At 70.4% G+C, this 15,335-nt stretch carries 14 protein-coding genes; 8 read left to right on the top strand and 6 right to left on the bottom strand.

Annotated features, from left to right (window positions below):
• Nucleotides 1-641 precede the first annotated feature (641 nt).
• From CHC11_RS31400 to CHC11_RS31390, 3 genes are all read left to right on the top strand, one after another.
• Nucleotides 642-1,238 (top strand): hypothetical protein, encoded by a 597-nt coding sequence (locus CHC11_RS31400; RefSeq protein ID WP_143227398.1) that lies wholly within the window; start codon nt 642-644, stop codon nt 1,236-1,238.
• A gap of 429 nt (nt 1,239-1,667) precedes the next feature.
• On the top strand, nt 1,668-2,219 hold the full coding sequence (locus CHC11_RS31395) for a flavoprotein (protein WP_089315476.1): 552 nt from the start codon (nt 1,668-1,670) through the stop codon (nt 2,217-2,219).
• On the top strand, nt 2,204-2,761 hold the full coding sequence (locus CHC11_RS31390; RefSeq protein WP_342750021.1) for a DUF2716 domain-containing protein: 558 nt from the start codon (nt 2,204-2,206) through the stop codon (nt 2,759-2,761). Before CHC11_RS31395 ends, CHC11_RS31390 begins: the two co-directional genes overlap by 16 nt.
• Nucleotides 2,762-2,852: 91 nt before the next feature.
• Here the strand turns inward: CHC11_RS31390 and CHC11_RS41720 are convergent, their stop codons facing one another.
• The gene (locus CHC11_RS41720) at nt 2,853-3,014 is read right to left on the bottom strand and encodes a hypothetical protein (protein WP_179279100.1); all 162 of its coding nucleotides are present in this window, start codon (nt 3,012-3,014) and stop codon (nt 2,853-2,855) included.
• 344 nt (nt 3,015-3,358) lie between these two features.
• On the opposite strand from CHC11_RS41720, the gene CHC11_RS31385 reads away from it, so the two are divergent.
• Together CHC11_RS31385 and CHC11_RS43985 are read left to right on the top strand one after the other, a co-directional pair.
• Nucleotides 3,359-4,210, top strand: coding sequence for a helix-turn-helix domain-containing protein (locus CHC11_RS31385; RefSeq protein WP_089315474.1), 852 nt, complete (start codon nt 3,359-3,361; stop codon nt 4,208-4,210).
• Nucleotides 4,211-4,480: 270 nt separating this feature from the next.
• Nucleotides 4,481-4,687 (top strand): DUF397 domain-containing protein, encoded by a 207-nt coding sequence (locus CHC11_RS43985; protein ID WP_089315473.1) that lies wholly within the window; start codon nt 4,481-4,483, stop codon nt 4,685-4,687.
• 6 nt (nt 4,688-4,693) lie between these two features.
• Here the strand turns inward: CHC11_RS43985 and CHC11_RS31375 are convergent, their stop codons facing one another.
• Complete coding sequence (locus CHC11_RS31375) at nt 4,694-5,326, bottom strand: nucleotidyl cyclase domain-containing protein (protein ID WP_143227397.1); 633 nt, start codon at nt 5,324-5,326, stop codon at nt 4,694-4,696.
• Between the two features lie 339 nt (nt 5,327-5,665).
• Here CHC11_RS31375 and CHC11_RS31370 point away from each other — a divergent pair, with 339 nt between their 5' ends.
• Nucleotides 5,666-6,049 (top strand): thioesterase family protein, encoded by a 384-nt coding sequence (locus CHC11_RS31370; protein WP_089315471.1) that lies wholly within the window; start codon nt 5,666-5,668, stop codon nt 6,047-6,049.
• Nucleotides 6,050-6,330: 281 nt separating this feature from the next.
• On the opposite strand, the gene CHC11_RS31365 is transcribed toward CHC11_RS31370, so the two are convergent.
• The 3 genes from CHC11_RS31365 to CHC11_RS31355 all read right to left on the bottom strand — a co-directional run bounded on the left by CHC11_RS31365 (nt 6,331) and on the right by CHC11_RS31355 (nt 10,330).
• Nucleotides 6,331-7,161, bottom strand: a complete 831-nt coding sequence (locus tag CHC11_RS31365; protein WP_089315470.1) for an ABC transporter permease — start codon at nt 7,159-7,161, stop codon at nt 6,331-6,333.
• Nucleotides 7,158-9,632: an alpha/beta fold hydrolase gene (locus CHC11_RS31360; RefSeq protein ID WP_089315469.1), complete on the bottom strand. Its 2,475-nt coding sequence runs from the start codon at nt 9,630-9,632 to the stop codon at nt 7,158-7,160. Before CHC11_RS31360 ends, CHC11_RS31365 begins: the two co-directional genes overlap by 4 nt.
• A gap of 89 nt (nt 9,633-9,721) precedes the next feature.
• Complete coding sequence (locus tag CHC11_RS31355) at nt 9,722-10,330, bottom strand: TetR/AcrR family transcriptional regulator (protein WP_089315468.1); 609 nt, start codon at nt 10,328-10,330, stop codon at nt 9,722-9,724.
• A 120-nt stretch (nt 10,331-10,450) separates the two neighbouring features.
• On the opposite strand from CHC11_RS31355, the gene CHC11_RS43715 reads away from it, so the two are divergent.
• Complete coding sequence (locus CHC11_RS43715) at nt 10,451-13,057, top strand: MFS transporter (RefSeq protein WP_179279099.1); 2,607 nt, start codon at nt 10,451-10,453, stop codon at nt 13,055-13,057.
• 70 nt (nt 13,058-13,127) lie between these two features.
• A complete protein-coding gene (locus CHC11_RS31345; RefSeq protein ID WP_089315466.1) occupies nt 13,128-13,949 on the top strand; it encodes a YceI family protein in 822 nt (273 codons plus the stop codon).
• A gap of 249 nt (nt 13,950-14,198) precedes the next feature.
• Here CHC11_RS31345 and CHC11_RS31340 read toward each other — a convergent pair whose 3' ends face one another.
• Nucleotides 14,199-14,948, bottom strand: a complete 750-nt coding sequence (locus tag CHC11_RS31340) for a SecDF P1 head subdomain-containing protein (protein ID WP_089315465.1) — start codon at nt 14,946-14,948, stop codon at nt 14,199-14,201.
• Between the last annotated feature and the right edge of the window lie 387 nt (nt 14,949-15,335).

Genomic DNA, 15,335 nt, shown 5'->3' with positions numbered 1-15,335 from the left:
GACCGCCACGGCTCACAGAGGACTTCGTCCAATTGCCTCTGGGGCGGCACTATCACCAGCAACACCTGTACAGGTGCGGCATAAGCCCACCTGCTGCTTAGCCCCGGCCGAGCGACCTGGACGGCGGACAGGGGCTCGGTCCATTGGGCAGGGCATTCGGGACTTAGGACGCCGAGTATGTGACCCGCTTGCTCCGCATGGCGGAACCTGTGCGGTCACTCGGGAAGCGGAGCGAGAGGGCGAGTACGTGCCGCGCGGTGCTGGCCGCCATTCGGGCTCGCTTGCGTCCACCAGGGCGATGGCGAGCCTGAGAGGTAGAGGGCCAGTTCTGGCGTGTATCGAATTGCCCACCGAGCACCTCTCGCAGGTGCGGGACGGCTCGTGGGGGGTCGGGGGAGGCACGGGCGTCCATGACGTCGAGTTTTTCGGGGTGAGAACTGATAGGCCCATTTCAGGGCGGTGGTCAAGTCGGATTCGGAGATTTCGATTCTCTGGATCCGGCGCTCGGCGAAGCTCCGATGGGCGACAGCCAGTGGCCGGCGACAAGCATTCCCGGACGGTTCTCCTTGAAGCACGCCTAGGGCGTCACTGCAAAGGAGAGACACCGAATGAAGATCATTACTCTGGTCATCGCCGTCCTGATGGTGATCGCGGCCGTGTACGCCTCCCGTAGGATCGACTACCGGTTGGCGTACCGAATGCTCAAGAAACTGCACCCGCGCCACATGGTTGCCGGGATCGCAGCGTTCGGCGTGACGGTCGCCGGCGTGGTCGTCTTCAAGGCACCCGGATGGGACTTCCTCACCTGGAGTTGGTGGCAGTCCATCGGCGGAGTCGGCAACCTCTCGTTCGGGCTGACGCGCGGCACCGCCGTCGTGGGAATCGCGGTCAGTGTCGCCATGATCCTGGCGTTCGTCGCCGCGCTTCCGATTCTCGCGATGATGGAGGAAATCCTGTTCCGCAACGGCGCGGAGCACCAGACGGCCGGGGCGCGGATCCGCGGGGCACTCGCCTTCGGATTCATGCACCTGGCCGCTGGTGTCCCGGTGGCCGCCGCACTCGCGCTCTCCCTCACCGGAGGCGTCCTCACCTGGGTGTACTTGCGCGGCGTTCGTCGCTCCGAGTCCACCGCACCGAACCTCAGGTCTGCGCACGGGTTGCTCGACGCGAGCCTGGTGCACACCGTTCACAACGTCGTGGCCGTGATCGCGGTCGCGATCGCCCTGCCGCTTGCCTGAGGGCAGGAACACGAGGGTGTTCAGACCGGGCCGTACGGCCCGGTCTGAACACCCTTCTCTGCTCCATAGAAGCGCCCAGCCGCCGGTTACCGGCCAGGGCACAGCGAAACTCAGGCACCACCAGGATGTGGTTCCGTCGTCGCGTGGCCGTCCTGCATTCGGCAGTTTGCTACCTCAAGTAGTTTGCTGATGTGGATGCACAGGAGGAGTTCGGACCGGGTCCAGGGCCGGCGGTGAAGGCGAGCGTTTCGCCGGGGGCCGGCGACATCCATGCCGGCCGCGAGCGCGTGGTCGCCGGATGACTCGGCAACCCCTCGCGCCCCGGCCGCGGCTTCTCCGTACTGCTGGTGACTCGCCCACGGTCCCCGATGTCCCTCATCGGCTGGGCGGCACTGGCCTCCCTCGGCCGGAGCCCTCGGTTGGTGAGGCATGACCTCGGCGAAAGTGCTCTACGCGATCGCATGTGGGGCGCCTGCGGCGTCCGATCTGGAGACCCTCGTACAGTTGGCGCAGGAGGCGGGCTGGCATGTCCGGGTGATCGCGACTCCCATGGGGGCCAAGTTCCTGGACATGGACCGGCTCGCGGGCCTGACCGGCGGCCCGGTGCGGACCGACTTCCGGCAGCCGCACGAGACGTCGAACGGACTGCCTCCCGCCGACGCGATCGTGGTGGCCCCGGCGACGTTCAACACGATCAACAAATGGGCGCTGGGCATCACGGACACGGTCGCCGTCGGCATGCTCTGCGAGCACCTCGGCATGGGCGTGCCGACGCTGGCGGTCCCGCAGGTCAAGGCCGAACTGGCCGGCCATGTGGCATTCGGCCGGAACGTGGATGCCCTCCGCTCGATGGGCGCCCACGTCCTTTTCGACCCCGCAGCCCCTCCCTACGCGCGCATGCCGGGCTGGCAGGACGTCCTCACGGAGTTGAGCGGCATCCTCGCTGAGGATCTCTGGCCAGACCCGTGGGAGGGACAGTGACGGACGGCTCGGCAGCTTGGGCCAGGCTCTCCGACTCGGATGAGACCCGGGTCTGGGACTCCTTCATGAACTTGACGTCGTTTCGTGCCTCCGTCCGCCCCGACCGGTGGCCAGGCATTCTGGAGCCCCAGCCGTCGGTGACGTGGGATCTTGCTCGGGAACGTCCCGCACTCTCGGCGATGAACTGGCTGTTCGCCGTAGAGCCCGCGGACGTCAATGTCCTGCTCCATGATGCCTTCAAGACCTGCGTCGATGGGGACGAGTGGCTCTACGTCCTGGACTGGCAGCATCCTTGCTACCGGTTCTGGCCGCATCGCATGACTGAGCCGGAGAATGACGTCTCCTGGGCCATCCCCGTCTTTCCTGACGGCGACTACTACATCTTCTTGTCGCAGGATCTCTCGTTCGGGACGTTCGGGCATCCCTGGGAAGCCAGCCTCTGCGTTTACGGCGACCGGCTCCTGGAGGCTGTCGAGGCGCGGAACAACGGCACCCTGGGCGGCGTCCTCCGTCGTAATGGCCGCTCGCCCCGAAAGGCATGAGAAGCCTCGGACGAGGTCCGGGGCGTCCCGTCATCGAGCCTGTGCCCTCAGCGGTCCCCGCAGATGATGTCGGCGCTGGAGCCGCCGCGGCTCAGGCGATCATGCGGGGAGACGTTCCGTTCAGTTCTGGGGTCTTGTAGGGGAAGGGCCGGTCGTGCGACTGCGCCATCTGGCTCCGGTTGACGGCCTTGCCGCCGCGGTTCGGCGGTGGAATCAGGTGCCGCGAGGCGTCAACGTCGGCTGGCGTGCTCATCAGTGGTCCTTTAATGCGTCGCTACTGGATGGCGGCCGCGCGCGGCGTCCCTGACCTTTTATCGGGGCATGGCCGGCCGGTCTCCGAGATCAATGACCGGTTCGGTGGCTATTCGGGCAAGTGCCGGTACCGCGGTGCGCAGGCCGGATTGCGGTCGGTCGGCGAGGTGGGCAGGGTGTGCCTCATGTGGCGGTTTGTGTTCTTCTGAGAACAGTGAGTGTCGAGGCTGGGTAAATCCTCGGGCGAACCGGCCCCATACGGCTGGTGGTGCACTAGTCTTTGCGACCTAGGCGCTTTGAAAGGTTGCACTCTGCTTTCTGGCAGAGAAGTGGAAGGTGTGGGGCATGCCGGACAGTCCGACTGTTCACCAGCGACGCCTTCGGGTAGAGCTCCGCAGGGCCCGCGAGGCCGCCGGGCTGACGCAGGAGCAGGCGGCGAAGGCCCTCGAATGGTCGCTGTCGAAAATCATCCGCATCGAAGGCGGGATGGTCAGGGTCGCCGTGAGCGACGTCCGCGTCATGTTGCAGCAGTACGGGGTGCCGTCAGAACGATACGACGAATTCCTGGGGCTGGCGCGCGCGGCTCGGGAAACGGCCTGGTGGAGCGCTTATCGCAGGGTCCTCAGCCCGCAGATGGCGGAGCTCATCGGCTTCGAGTCGGCCGCCGGCGTGTGCCGCGAGTTCGATCCCGTGCTCGTCCCGGGCCTGCTGCAGACCAGCGCCTATGCCAAGGAGATCCTCACGAACCTGCGCGGCGAGGTCACCGCCGAGCAGATCAACGAGCTGGTCGAGGTGCGGCTGCGAAGGCAGGAGATCTTCGAAGGCGACGATCCTCCCCGGTTCTATTTCGTCATCGACGAGGCGGCGATCCGGCGGCTGGTCGGAGGCGCCGCGGTGATGCGGGCCCAGTTGTCGCACCTGCTGGAGATGACGAAGCGCCCCAACGTGACGATCGAGATCGTTCCGCTCGACCGGGGGGCCCATCCGGGGCTGAGCGGACCGTTCAAGCTCCTCGAGTTCGTCGAGGCCGAAGACGACGACGTGCTGTACCTGGAAGGCGCGCAGGGTGAACTGATCGGTCGCGACTATCGCGAGGACATCGTTCGCTATCGCGAGAAGTTCGAGGTGCTGCGCCGTATTTCGCTCGGCCCGGAAGGCTCGGCAGTGCTGCTCAACACGGTCGCCGAATCGCTCTGAGGCGTCTCGCCGCGGCCACCGGCGCGGGGTGAGTGACACACCTATGGCTTGATCTTCGGTGAACACTTACACTCTCACATTGACAGAGCACGACACAGGACTGTGGTGTGCCTGGGATCGTGCGCCGAAGGGCATGGCCGGGCTTGAGGACGTTCGCCCGAACTGAGGGTCGCCGTTCGCATCCTGATTGGCCTGCGAGGACGCCTCCAAGGTTGTGCCCCGAAATTCTGACGGCCGCGTCGCGAAGGCCGGCGGTTGGAAGGGGCCAGTGTGGACCGGACGAAACGATCGCGGGTGGTCTGGAGAAAGAGCAGTCGCAGCGGCGGGGGGAACTGCGTCGAGATCGCCTTTGACGGGGAATCCGTTCTGATGCGGGATTCCACCGATCGCCTCAGCGCCGTCCTGACGATTTCGAGCGTGCAGTGGCAGCTCCTGCGGCGCTCCCTCCGCGGACGGTACGGCGGTGCGGCGGACTGAAGATCCTCATGCGGCGGGCACCGGGAGGTGGCGCTCTCGCGGCGGGAGCCGGTCGTGGTGGATGTAGCCGCTGTACGGCTTCTCTTTGATCACTACTTCCAGCCTGACGAAGTCCGTGGGGTCCAGGGCGCAGAAGCCGCTCCCCACGACGTCCTTGTACAGGGTGTCGGACACCACCAGGGCGAGGTCCCGGTGCGGGTGCTCGGTGAGGTGGTCGCGCAGGGGCGGGGCGTCCAGTAATCGGGAGACCACGACGGGGGCGTCGCCCGCCGGGCCGAGCGGCCCTTCGATCATGGTGCCGTAGTGGAAGGCGAGCCGCATGCGCAGGCGGGTGGCCCGGTGCTCGTTGAGCTCGGCGAGCGCGTCCTCGAGGTCGCAGGTGAAGGCGCCCACGACGTGCGGGATGTCGACACCGGCGGGCATGACGACGAGTTCCCCGTCCCCGCCCGGCTGGCGGTACCAGCCGTTGGTGCGCAGCCCGGACCGCCGCGCGCAGTTGTTGAGCAACCTGCGGAGGTCCTTCTGGGCGGCGAGTTGCCGCTGCGCGTCCAGGTGACTGTACTTCTCCAGGTCCACGGCGAGGAGCAGGCGGTACACGAGCCGCCTCCCGCCGGTGGGCCAGGGCCGTCGAAGCATCATCTGCCGTCCTCGGAGCCGCCGTCGGTTCGATTGTGCCCGATGCAACCCGCTTTGTGCAGGCAAACATAGGTCGGTTAGCAATATGGCACTTCGCCGGTAGCTCGACCAAAGGCGGCGCTGAACGCGAGTCAAAGCGATGACCTGGGAAGATGGCCTCTCGGGTGTGACGTTGTATGTTGCGGCGTGGCGGTCGGTAACCTCGCGATGTGCCACATGGCGTTATAACGCCTGGATGTCTGCGAGGTGGAGCCTAAGACCCTGGCTGTCGAAAAGGCCGGAACAAGGGGTTCGAGGTGGCCGCGGGGTGGAGCCTCGCGCCCGGGCGGGCAGGATGGGCGCATGGAGTTGACGCCGGGGTTGCGGGCCGAGGTCGAGATCGTTGTCGCCGAGGCCGACACGGCCGTCCACGTGGGGAGTGGGGACGTGCCCGTGCTGGCGACGCCCAGGCTGCTCGCGCTCGCCGAGGCCGCCACGGTGGAGGCCGTACGGGCCTGCCTGGGGGACGGCGAGACCTCGGTCGGGACGCGAGCCGAGGTGCGTCATCGCGTCGCCACGCCCGCCGGTGGACGGGTGACCGTCACGGCGGAGTTGCGCGACGTGGACGGGACGCGCCTGGCCTTCGCCTTCGAGGCCGTCGACGAGCAGGGCAGGGTCGTGGGGGACGGCCGCATCGAGCGGGCCGTCGTCGGGAGGGAGGGCTTCCTTTCGCGGCTCTCCAGATGAGGGTCAGTACGGCAGGAGGCGGCCCGAAGGGGTCCGCAGGTCGGATGGGCTCGGTTGACGTGGGGGCCTGGGGCGCTTGATGAGCTGCTGCCGTGCCATGGTGATCATCTCCCCCTGCCGGGCTGCCTTTAAAACCCGGGGATCGAGCCGTTACCTCGTATGACGCGGCCGGGCCGGACGAGGTTCGCTGAGCTTATGTCACCGACACTGCCCGTTCGACCGATTTTCGGGCAGCCGTGATCGACGGTTCGCGTCCGGGGGACCGCGGAACGTGTCCGGGATCAGGAGACGATGTCGCGCGACCGGAAGCGGCGGAAGGCCACGGCGAACAGGACGGCGGCGTAGGAGACGGAGAGGGCGGCGCCCTTGGCCATGCCAGCCCACTGGATCTCGGGCTGCAGGGCGTCCATCCAGGAGTACATCCAGTGCGTCGGGAGGAAGTCGCGCCAGGATCCGAGCGCGGTGACGGCGTCCAGGATGTTGCTGACGATGACGAGTCCCACCGCGCCGCCGACCGCGCCGAGGGGGGAGTCGGTCGTCACCGAGAGCAGGAACGCCAGGGCGGCGACGACGAGCTGCGCGACCAGGGAGTAGCCGATGATGATCGCCATGCGGCCGAGCGCGGTGCCGACCGGGACGGTGCCTCCGGTCGGGAGTTCGACGTCGCCCCAGCCGAACCCGGCCGTCCCCGCGACGAGCGCCATCAGCGGCAGGCTGACGACGGCGACGACCGCGTAGGAGAGGGCGACGATCAGTTTCTGGCGCAGCAGCCGGGCGCGCGGCACGGGCGCGGCGAGCAGGTAGCGCAGGGACGACCAGCCCGCCTCGCTCGCCACTGTGTCACCACAGAACAGGGCGACCGCGACCACCAGCAGGAAACCGGTCGAGACGAAGAGGGCGAAGAGGGCGAAGTTCAGGGCGGAGGACGTGGCGACGTCGACCAGGCTGGGGACGCCGTCCGGGCCGGGATCCCCGCCGATCTTGAACGCGCCGACCAGCACCCATGGAAGGACGAGCAGGAACGCGAAGGCGACCAGCGTGCGGCGGCGCCGGAACTGCCGGACGGCCTCGACCCGCAGCGGAAGGGTGCGCCGGACGTGGTAGGCGGTCATGAACCCTCCCTGATGATCTCCAGGAACGCGTCCTCCAGGCGGCGGCCGGACCCGGTGATCTCGGCGACCGGGCCGGCGGCGACGCGCCGCCCGCCCGCCATGACGACGGCGTGCGTGCAGGTCTGCTCGACCTCGGCGAGCAGGTGGCTGGAGACGATGACCGTCCGCCCGGCCGCCGCGTACCGGACGAGAACCTCCCGCATCTCGCGGATCTGGGGCGGGTCGAGGCCATTGGTGGGCTCGTCCAGGACGAGGAGGTCCGGCAGCCCGAGCATGGCCTGCGCTATGGCGAGACGCTGCCGCATCCCCTGCGAGTACGTGCGGACGGCCCGGTCAAGCGCTGAACCGAGGTCGGCTATCTGCAACGCCTCGTCCAGGTGGGCCTCGTCCAGTGGACGGCCGGTGGCGCGCCAGTAGAGGTCCAGGTTGTCGCGACCGGAGAGGTGGGGCAGGAACCCAGGCCCCTCCACGAAGGAACCCAGGCGGGACAGCACAGCCGCGCCCGGGTACACGCGGTGCCCGAAGATGCGGATCGAGCCGGAGTCCGGGTGGATCAGGCCCATCAGCATGCGCAGCGTCGTTGTCTTCCCCGCGCCGTTCGGACCCAGGAGCCCTAGCACTTGCCCCTTCTCCACCCGGAACGACAGGTCGGAGACGGCGAGATGCCCGTTCTTGTACGCCTTCGTTAGCCCCGTTATCTCCAGAGGCACGTCGCTGTCCGTTTCGATGTCGCGCCTACGGCGTCCTGGGAGAAGGATGGCGAGCGCCAGCGCGACGGCAGCGACAGGCAGAGCCCAGACCCAGACGGGCAGAGGCGCCGGTGCGGCCTTCAACGACGGGACGGACGGGACGGTCAGCGGCGACACCACCTGCACCTTGTACGACGACGGCTCGGCGGGCGTCGCGAATCCCATGTCGGTGGTGGCGACGACCAGGCGGAGCCGGTGCCCGCGGTCGAAGCGGTAGTCCATCGCCGGGAGCGTCACCGTGACCTCGCCGCCGGACACCCGGAACGGCGCCGCGAGCCGCCGTGCCGGAGCGGCCGCCCCGCCCGGCGAGACGTCGTAGAGCTTCGCGAACAGGGGCCCGTCCCCGCTGACCTTGAGCCGGACGGTCGCGGCGCCCGTCAACCGCAGCGGACGGTCCAGCGGACGTGTCTCGAACCTGGCGGTCTGCCCTGGCATATCCGAAGGCAACTGCCCGCCCAGGGAGCCTCCCAGCGACCCGCCCAGGGATCCGAGCGCCCCCAGCCCCGGCAGAGCGGAGATCGACGCGGGCGACCCGCCCGCCGGATTGAAGATCGTCTGCTCGCGCCCGCTCAGCGGCAGCCCCGCCGCATCACCGGAGAGCCCCGGATACCGCCTCGTCGACGCCTCGTCGACCACGACCGCCTGGGTGGAGGAGTCGAGCCCGCCCGCCCGCGTCACCGTGAACCCGTCCGAGGAGGGCGCCGACGACCGCATGAGCCGGGCGTCGAAGAAGTCGCGCACGAGCCCCTCGACCCGCGCGGTCTCCGGGTCGCCGCCGTCGTGCCCGCCCTGGAACCACACCACCGACACCGGCGCGCCGTTCCGCGCGATCGCCTGCGCGTTGGCGTCGGCCTGGTCGAGCGGGAACAGCGAGTCGGACTGCCCCTGGACGAGCAGCGTCGGCACCCTGATCCGGTCGGCGACGGATGCGGGGCTCGACCGCCGCAGCATCGCGATCGCCGATCCGGTGGCCCGGCCCTTCTGCGCCACCTCCTGGTACATCTCGCACACGGAGGGCAGGAAGCGTCCGCACGCCGTCCGTTCCGCGCTGCCCGTGAAGAACAGCCCCGCCCACAGCTTCTTGAACACGCCGTCCGTCGGCTTCGCGCCGGAGGCGGCATCGGGGAAGAGCGCGTCGGAGAGGCTGTTCCAGGTGATCTGCGGCGCGATGGCGTCCACCCGCCGGTCGTACGCGGCGGTCATCAGCGCGATCGCGCCGCCGTAGGACTGGCCCGCCATCCCGACGCGCGGGTCGCCGGGGCCGTCGAGCCGGACCTCCGGCCGCCGCGCCAGCCAGTCGATCAACTGCCGGGCGTCCTTCACCTCGTAGTCGGGCGAGTTGAGGGCGATCTCGCCGGTCGAGCGCCCGAACCCGCGCGCCGACCAGGCCAGCACCGCGTACCCGGCGCGGGCGAGGCCGCGCGCCTCGCCCGCGACGTCCCCCTTGGTGCCGCCGAAGCCGTGCCCCAGCAGGACCGCCGGGCCCTCGGCCCGCCCGACCGGCTTGTAGAACGTCGTGTCGAGCGTGACGCGCTGGTCGTCCTTCGGCCCGTCGACGACGGCGACGCGCTGTTCGGACGTCTGGACGCGGGGCTCGCCGTCGGCCGCCGCGCCCCAGGCCGCGGCCCCGCCCGCCAGCGCCACGGCGACCGCCGCCGACGCCCAGCGCGCGGGCCGTCCCGTCCTGTCCCACCGCGCCTTGAACCCGCCCGCCCGCCCCATGACCAGAACCCTATGCGCGCCCCGCGACCGGCCGCTCCGCCCTGGAGCCGATCCCGCCTGCTCCCACCGGTGTAGGCGGTCCCGGGACGCTACGCCTCGCGGTGGACGGGCGGGGCGAGGGCGGCGGTGAACATCGCGGTGAGGCGGTCGGTGAGGTCGGCGGGGTCGGCGGCGCGCAGGTCGCCGAGGCCGACCAGGCGCCGCACCGGCCCGCCGCCCATGATGATCGTGGACGCGAGCAGCGCCCGCGCCCGCGCGTCGGGCCCCTCCAGCTGCGCCACCATCGGCTGGACGATCACGTCCTCCAGGTAGCGGAGCAGGATCGCCTTGACCTCGGGGTGGCCCGCCGACCGGTCCAGCATCCGGGACATGGCGGTGACCGAGTGCTGGTCGACCTGCCGGACGAAGTGCTCGGCGAGCCGGCGCGGCAGCCCTTCGGGGTCGCCCGCGATGACGCCCCGGATCACCGACTCCCCGGCCAGCACCTCGCCGAACAGCGCGGCCTTGGAGCCGAAGTACCGGTGCACCAGCGCCGTGTTCGCCTCGGCGCGCGCGGCGATCATGCGGACGGTGACGCCGTCGTAGCCGTGCTCGCCGAACAGGTCGCGGGCGGCGTCGAGGATGCGGCGCCGGGTGGCCTTCCGGTCGCGCTTGCGCCGCCGCGCCGCCGCGCCCTCGACCTTCTCCTCGACCTGCATTCCGCCCGCCCCCGGTCGTCGTTACAATCCGTGTCCATTATGTGCCGAGTTGCAAGTAAACATGCGTCTACATAAGATATGTGCAAAACACAGGTAATGCATCTGAGTTGTGGGGGCAATGTGGCTCAGGCGAGCGTGGCGTCGCACGGCCCGGCGGCGCCCGAGCAAGCGAGACCGCAGTACACGCACCGACAGATCCTGGAGATCCTCGCCGGTCTGATGATGGCGATGCTGACGTCGATGATCTCGACGTCGGTCGTCGCCACGGCGCTGCCGACGATCGTCGGCGACCTCGGCGGCCAGGACAAGCTGTCCTGGGTCGCGAGCGCGTCGCTGCTGACCATGACCGCGTCCACGCCGCTGTGGGGCAAGCTGTCGGACATCGCGGGCCGCAAGCTCATGTTCCAGACCGCCCTGATCATATTCGTGGTGGCCTCGGTGGGCGCGGGGCTGTCGCAGAACATCGGCCAGCTCATCGCGGCCCGCGCGTTCCAGGGCCTCGGCGTCGGCGGCCTGTCCGCTCTGGCCCAGGTCATCCTCGGGGACGTCGTCGAGCCCCGGCAGCGCGGCCGCTACGCCGGGTTCATGGGCGCGGTGTTCGGCGTCTCGACCGTCGCCGGGCCGCTGCTCGGCGGGTTCATCGTGGACGCCGACAGCCTCGGCTGGCGCTGGTGCTTCTACGTGTGCGTGCCGCTCGCGGTCGTCGCGTTCTTCGTCATCCAGAAGGTCCTCAAGCTGCCGAAGGTGCGCCGCGACACCCGCATCGACGTGTTCGGCGCGTTCACCATCACCGGCAGCGCCGCCGTGCTGATGCTCGTGCTGTCCATGGGCGGGACGGAGTTCGAGTGGAACTCCCAGTGGACCTACATCCTGCTCGGCGCCGCCGCCCTGCTGCTCGTCCTGGCGATCGTCGCCGAGCGCATCGCGCGCGACCCGATCCTGCCTCCCCGGCTGTTCCGCAACCCCACGTTCCTGCTGACCTCGTTCGTCTCCGTCTGCGTCGGCATGGCGATGTTCGGCGTGATGATCTACATGCCGCAGTACCTGCAGATCGTCAAGGGGATGAGCCCGACGGCGTCCGGCCTGCTGACGCTGCCGCTGGTCGTCGGGATGCTCGTCACCTCCACCGGCTCCGGCCAGGTCGTCACCCGGACGGGCCGCTACAAGATCTTCCCGGTGGTCGGGCTGCTGTGCGTCGCCGGCGGGCTGTACTTGCTGTCGATGCTGCACACCGACTCTCCCAAGGTCATCGTCGGCGCAGACCTGGCCGTCCTCGGCGTCGGGATGGGCCTCAGCCTGCAGATCCTCATCCTCGCCGCGCAGAACGCCGCCGCGCCCGCCGACCTCGCCTCGACGACGTCCGGCGTCTCGTTCTTCCGCAACCTCGGCGGCGCGATGGGCGTGGCCGCGTTCGGCGCGATCCTCACCAACCGGGTCGCGGACGAGATCACCAGCGGCTTCCTCACGGCGGGCATCCCCGTGCCGGCCGGCGGCGGTGCGTCCAACCTCGGCTCCCCGGAAGAGATCAGCAAGCTTCCTCCGCAGGTCAGGCACATCATCCAGGACGCCTTCACCAACTCCCTGGAGACGGTCTTCCTCGTCGGGATCCCCGTCGCCCTGGTGGGCTTCCTCGCGATTCTCGCGCTGAAGGAGCACCCGCTGCGCGGCTCGGCGCACCGCGGCAAGGACGCGCCGCCGCCCGGGGCGCCCGTGACCGACGTCCCCGCCGAGAGCGGCGTCGTGCGCCCGCCGTCCGCGGCGGTGCGGACGGGCGCGGTCGGCGCGGTCGGCGCCGGCAGGCACGCGCGCGGCAACGGCCACCTGGACGACGGCCGCTACGCCACGGTCGCCTCACCCCCGGCCCCGCCGGAGGCGCCCGCACACGCGGCGGCGGCCCCGGCCGCCACGGACCTGGCCGCCCAGGTGCAGCTCCTCGCCCAGCAGAACGGGCAGAACGCCCACGCCGGCGGCGTCCCCGTGCGCGGCGTCGTGCGGACGCGCGACGGGGAACCCGTCCCGTCCGCGGCCCTCACCCTCATCGGCGTGGACGGCCACCAGCTCGCCCGCGCCATCACCCGCGAGGACGGCCGGTACGCACTGCCGACGCCGGGCCCCGGCAGCTACGTGCTGATCGCCGCGACCGGCGGGCACGAGCCGCAGGCCGCGACACTCGTCGTCGGCGACCGGCCGATCGAGTTCGACCTGCTGCTGGCCGGCAGCGGCGGCCTCGCCGGAACGGTCCGCAGCGCCGACGGCACCCCCATCGTGAACGCGATGGTCGTCGTCACCGACGTGCGCGGCGACGTCGTCGGCACCGGCCGCAGCGACGCCGACGGCCGCTACACGTTCAACGACATCGTGTCCGGCGGCTACACGCTCGCCGTCAGCGCCGCCGCGCACCGTCCGGTCGCGATGCCGGTAGAGGTGACGGGGAACGGCCAGACGCGGCTGGACGTGGAGATGCCGCCCGGCGCACGGATCCGCGGAACGGTCCGCAACGAGTCGGGCGAGCCGGTCGGGGACGCGCGGGTCACGCTCGTCGACGCCGCCGGCAACGTCATCGCGATGGTCATCACCGGACCGGACGGCGAGTACGCCTTCACCGACCTCACCGGTGGTCAGTACACGGTGATCGCGTCCGGATATCCTCCGGTCGCGACCGGTCTGTCGCTCTCCGGCGGCGGGCTGGACGACCACGACCTCAAGCTCGGCTACCCGGACGAATGACGGACGCGAGCGAGCCGGGCCGCCCGCAAACGGCGGCCACTAGACACGGAACCTGGAGTGCGGGTCGTTGATGGACGCGAACCGAGGTCTGCGCGGAACGGTGCGGACGAAGGACGGCTGGGCGGTGCGGCACGCCATCGTCACGGTCACGAACCTGGCGGGCGACCAGATCGCGCGCGAGCAGACCGGGGCGGACGGCGTGCTCGCCGCCGGCCCGCTGCCCCCGGGCACCTACACGGTGATCATCACGGCCATGGGCTTCCAGCCGGCCGCCTCCACGATGATCGTGTCCAGCGCGGGCACCGCCGACATCGGCAAGATCGTCCTCGGCCGGGCGGGCGGCACCGAACTCCCGCCGCCCGGCGTCTGGACGATCGACCCGGCGCACTCCAACATCGGCGCCGTCGCCCAGCACCTCGGCCTGTCGAGCGTCCGCGGCCGGTTCGCCGCCTTCGAGGGGCGCTTGGAGATCGCCGAGCCGGTCGAGGAGTCCCGCGTCACGGCGCGCATCGAGGCGGCGTCGATCGACACCGGCAACAAGATGCGCGACGACCACCTGCGCTCGGCCGACTTCCTGAACGCCGACGTCCACCCCGTCCTCACCTACGAGGGCGACGGGCTGACCGGCTCCGGTCCCGACCGCTGGACGGTGCACGGCAGCCTCACCCTCAACGGCGTCACCCGCCCCGTCGACCTCGACATGACCTACCTCGGCATGGGCTCCGACCCGTGGGGCGGCCTCCGCGCCGCGTTCCGCGCGACCGCCGAGCTCCCCCGCGCCGACTTCGGCATCCGCTTCAACCAGATCCTGGAGGCGGGTATCTCCCTCGTCGGCGAAAGCCTGAAGGTAGAACTGGAGATCCAAGCCGTCCAAGGCGAAGACCTGCCGTAGCCACCACCGAGCCGCGCACAGGGCCGCTCAACGCCGACCCGCCCCCCGCACCCACTACTGAAGCCACCCCAGCCCGCCCCGCAACCACGCAACAACCTCAAAGGTTGCGATCGCGTCCGAAGGCAGATTCGAGCGAAGCAAGAATCTGATCGCGCAGCGAGCCGCAAGGCGAGACGGAGTGATGCCGGCGATCGCCCGCTTTTATCGACGATGGAGGGCCGCCAGGCCCGAAGGAGGAGATAAAAGCAATCAAGAACGGAGTTGGCGGACCAGAGCGTTCGCGGAGGGGCGGTCGGGGGAGCCGGTGACGATGACTTTTCCGTCGGTGATGGCCATGTCGACGCGCGGCAGCGTGACCAGGCGGTCGCGGACGACGAAGGCCAGGTCGCGGCCGACCGTCGCGCGGGTCAGCTCGGCGAACGCGCGGCGGTCCCCGGGGCGCAGCGTCACCGCCACGTCGTACCCGCCCGGCTTCACCCGCGACTTCTGCACGCGCAGGTCGGCGACCTTGTGGATCGCGATCCCCTGCGTGAGCCGGTAGCAGGTCGCCCCGGTGGCGGCCTGCCCGGTGATGCCCTGCGTCCCGGCCGGGCACTGCCCCGGCAGCACCTGCGCGACCGGGTAGATGTGCAGCGGCGCGGCCAGCGTCACCGGGCGCGTCCGCATCGAGGACGCGATCATCCCGCCGGTCACCGCGACGGCCGCGATCAGCAGCCCCAGCGTGAGCACCATGGCCAGCAGCGCCGACCGGTGCTGGTCGGCGGCCCTCGCGGGCGCGGCCTCCCGGTACGCGCGGCCCTGCCGCCGCGCCGCCCGGCTCCGCTTCATCTCCGCGGCCTCCCGCTGCCGCTGCGCGGCCCGCGCCCGCCGCCTCTCGGCCTCCGTGCCCGGCGGTCCCGCGGCCGCGGGCAGAACTGCCGTCGTGGCCTGGGAGCCGCGCAGGCTCTCCTGCCCCAATGCCTCCGCGGGGTCGCGGCCCGGCTCAAGCCCGGCCTTCATGGGACGCGTCTCGCCGGCAGGGACGGGGGGCTGGGGCCGCGTCGTTTCGGCGGCGTCTTCCGGGATGAGCGGGGTTTGCGGGGGCGGCCACTTCAGGCTCGGGTCCGGCGTCGCCGGTTCGTCGGAAGGGGCGGGAGGCGCCGGGGCGGGTGCGGGCTCGTCGTCCCGCGGACGACCCTTGTTACGGCGCGGTATGACCCGCATCGTCACCTCCCGGTTCGTGATCTCCTCAGTCTGTCAGGCGGGGACGCGGCCGCGCAGGGCGTCCCGCCCGGAAGACCACCGCGGATCGCCGGACGGCCGGCACCTAGGAACCGTGCCCCGTTCGGGGGCTTCCAAGCGCGCGCAGGCCCGGCCCCCGGTGACGCGGGGCCGGGCCTGCGGAGA

Source organism: Actinomadura mexicana (assembly GCF_900188105.1).
Taxonomy (GTDB): Bacteria; Actinomycetota; Actinomycetes; order Streptosporangiales; family Streptosporangiaceae; genus Spirillospora; species Spirillospora mexicana.
This window is presented reverse-complemented; position numbering and strand designations above follow the sequence as displayed.

Bases quoted from the DNA above. Each gene is read 5' to 3' on its own strand.
- CHC11_RS31400 (WP_143227398.1), top strand. From the start codon at position 642: ATGGTGATCGCGGCCGTGTACGCCTCCCGTAGGATCGACTACCGGTTG.
- CHC11_RS31395 (WP_089315476.1), top strand. From the start codon at position 1,668: ATGACCTCGGCGAAAGTGCTCTACGCGATCGCATGTGGGGCGCCTGCG.
- CHC11_RS41720 (WP_179279100.1), bottom strand. From the start codon at position 3,014: ATGAGCACGCCAGCCGACGTTGACGCCTCGCGGCACCTGATTCCACCG.
- CHC11_RS31385 (WP_089315474.1), top strand. From the start codon at position 3,359: ATGCCGGACAGTCCGACTGTTCACCAGCGACGCCTTCGGGTAGAGCTC.
- CHC11_RS31375 (WP_143227397.1), bottom strand. From the start codon at position 5,326: ATGATGCTTCGACGGCCCTGGCCCACCGGCGGGAGGCGGCTCGTGTAC.
- CHC11_RS31370 (WP_089315471.1), top strand. From the start codon at position 5,666: ATGGAGTTGACGCCGGGGTTGCGGGCCGAGGTCGAGATCGTTGTCGCC.
- CHC11_RS31365 (WP_089315470.1), bottom strand. From the start codon at position 7,161: ATGACCGCCTACCACGTCCGGCGCACCCTTCCGCTGCGGGTCGAGGCC.
- CHC11_RS31360 (WP_089315469.1), bottom strand. From the start codon at position 9,632: ATGGGGCGGGCGGGCGGGTTCAAGGCGCGGTGGGACAGGACGGGACGG.
- CHC11_RS31355 (WP_089315468.1), bottom strand. From the start codon at position 10,330: ATGCAGGTCGAGGAGAAGGTCGAGGGCGCGGCGGCGCGGCGGCGCAAG.
- CHC11_RS31345 (WP_089315466.1), top strand. From the start codon at position 13,128: ATGGACGCGAACCGAGGTCTGCGCGGAACGGTGCGGACGAAGGACGGC.
- CHC11_RS31340 (WP_089315465.1), bottom strand. From the start codon at position 14,948: ATGAAGGCCGGGCTTGAGCCGGGCCGCGACCCCGCGGAGGCATTGGGG.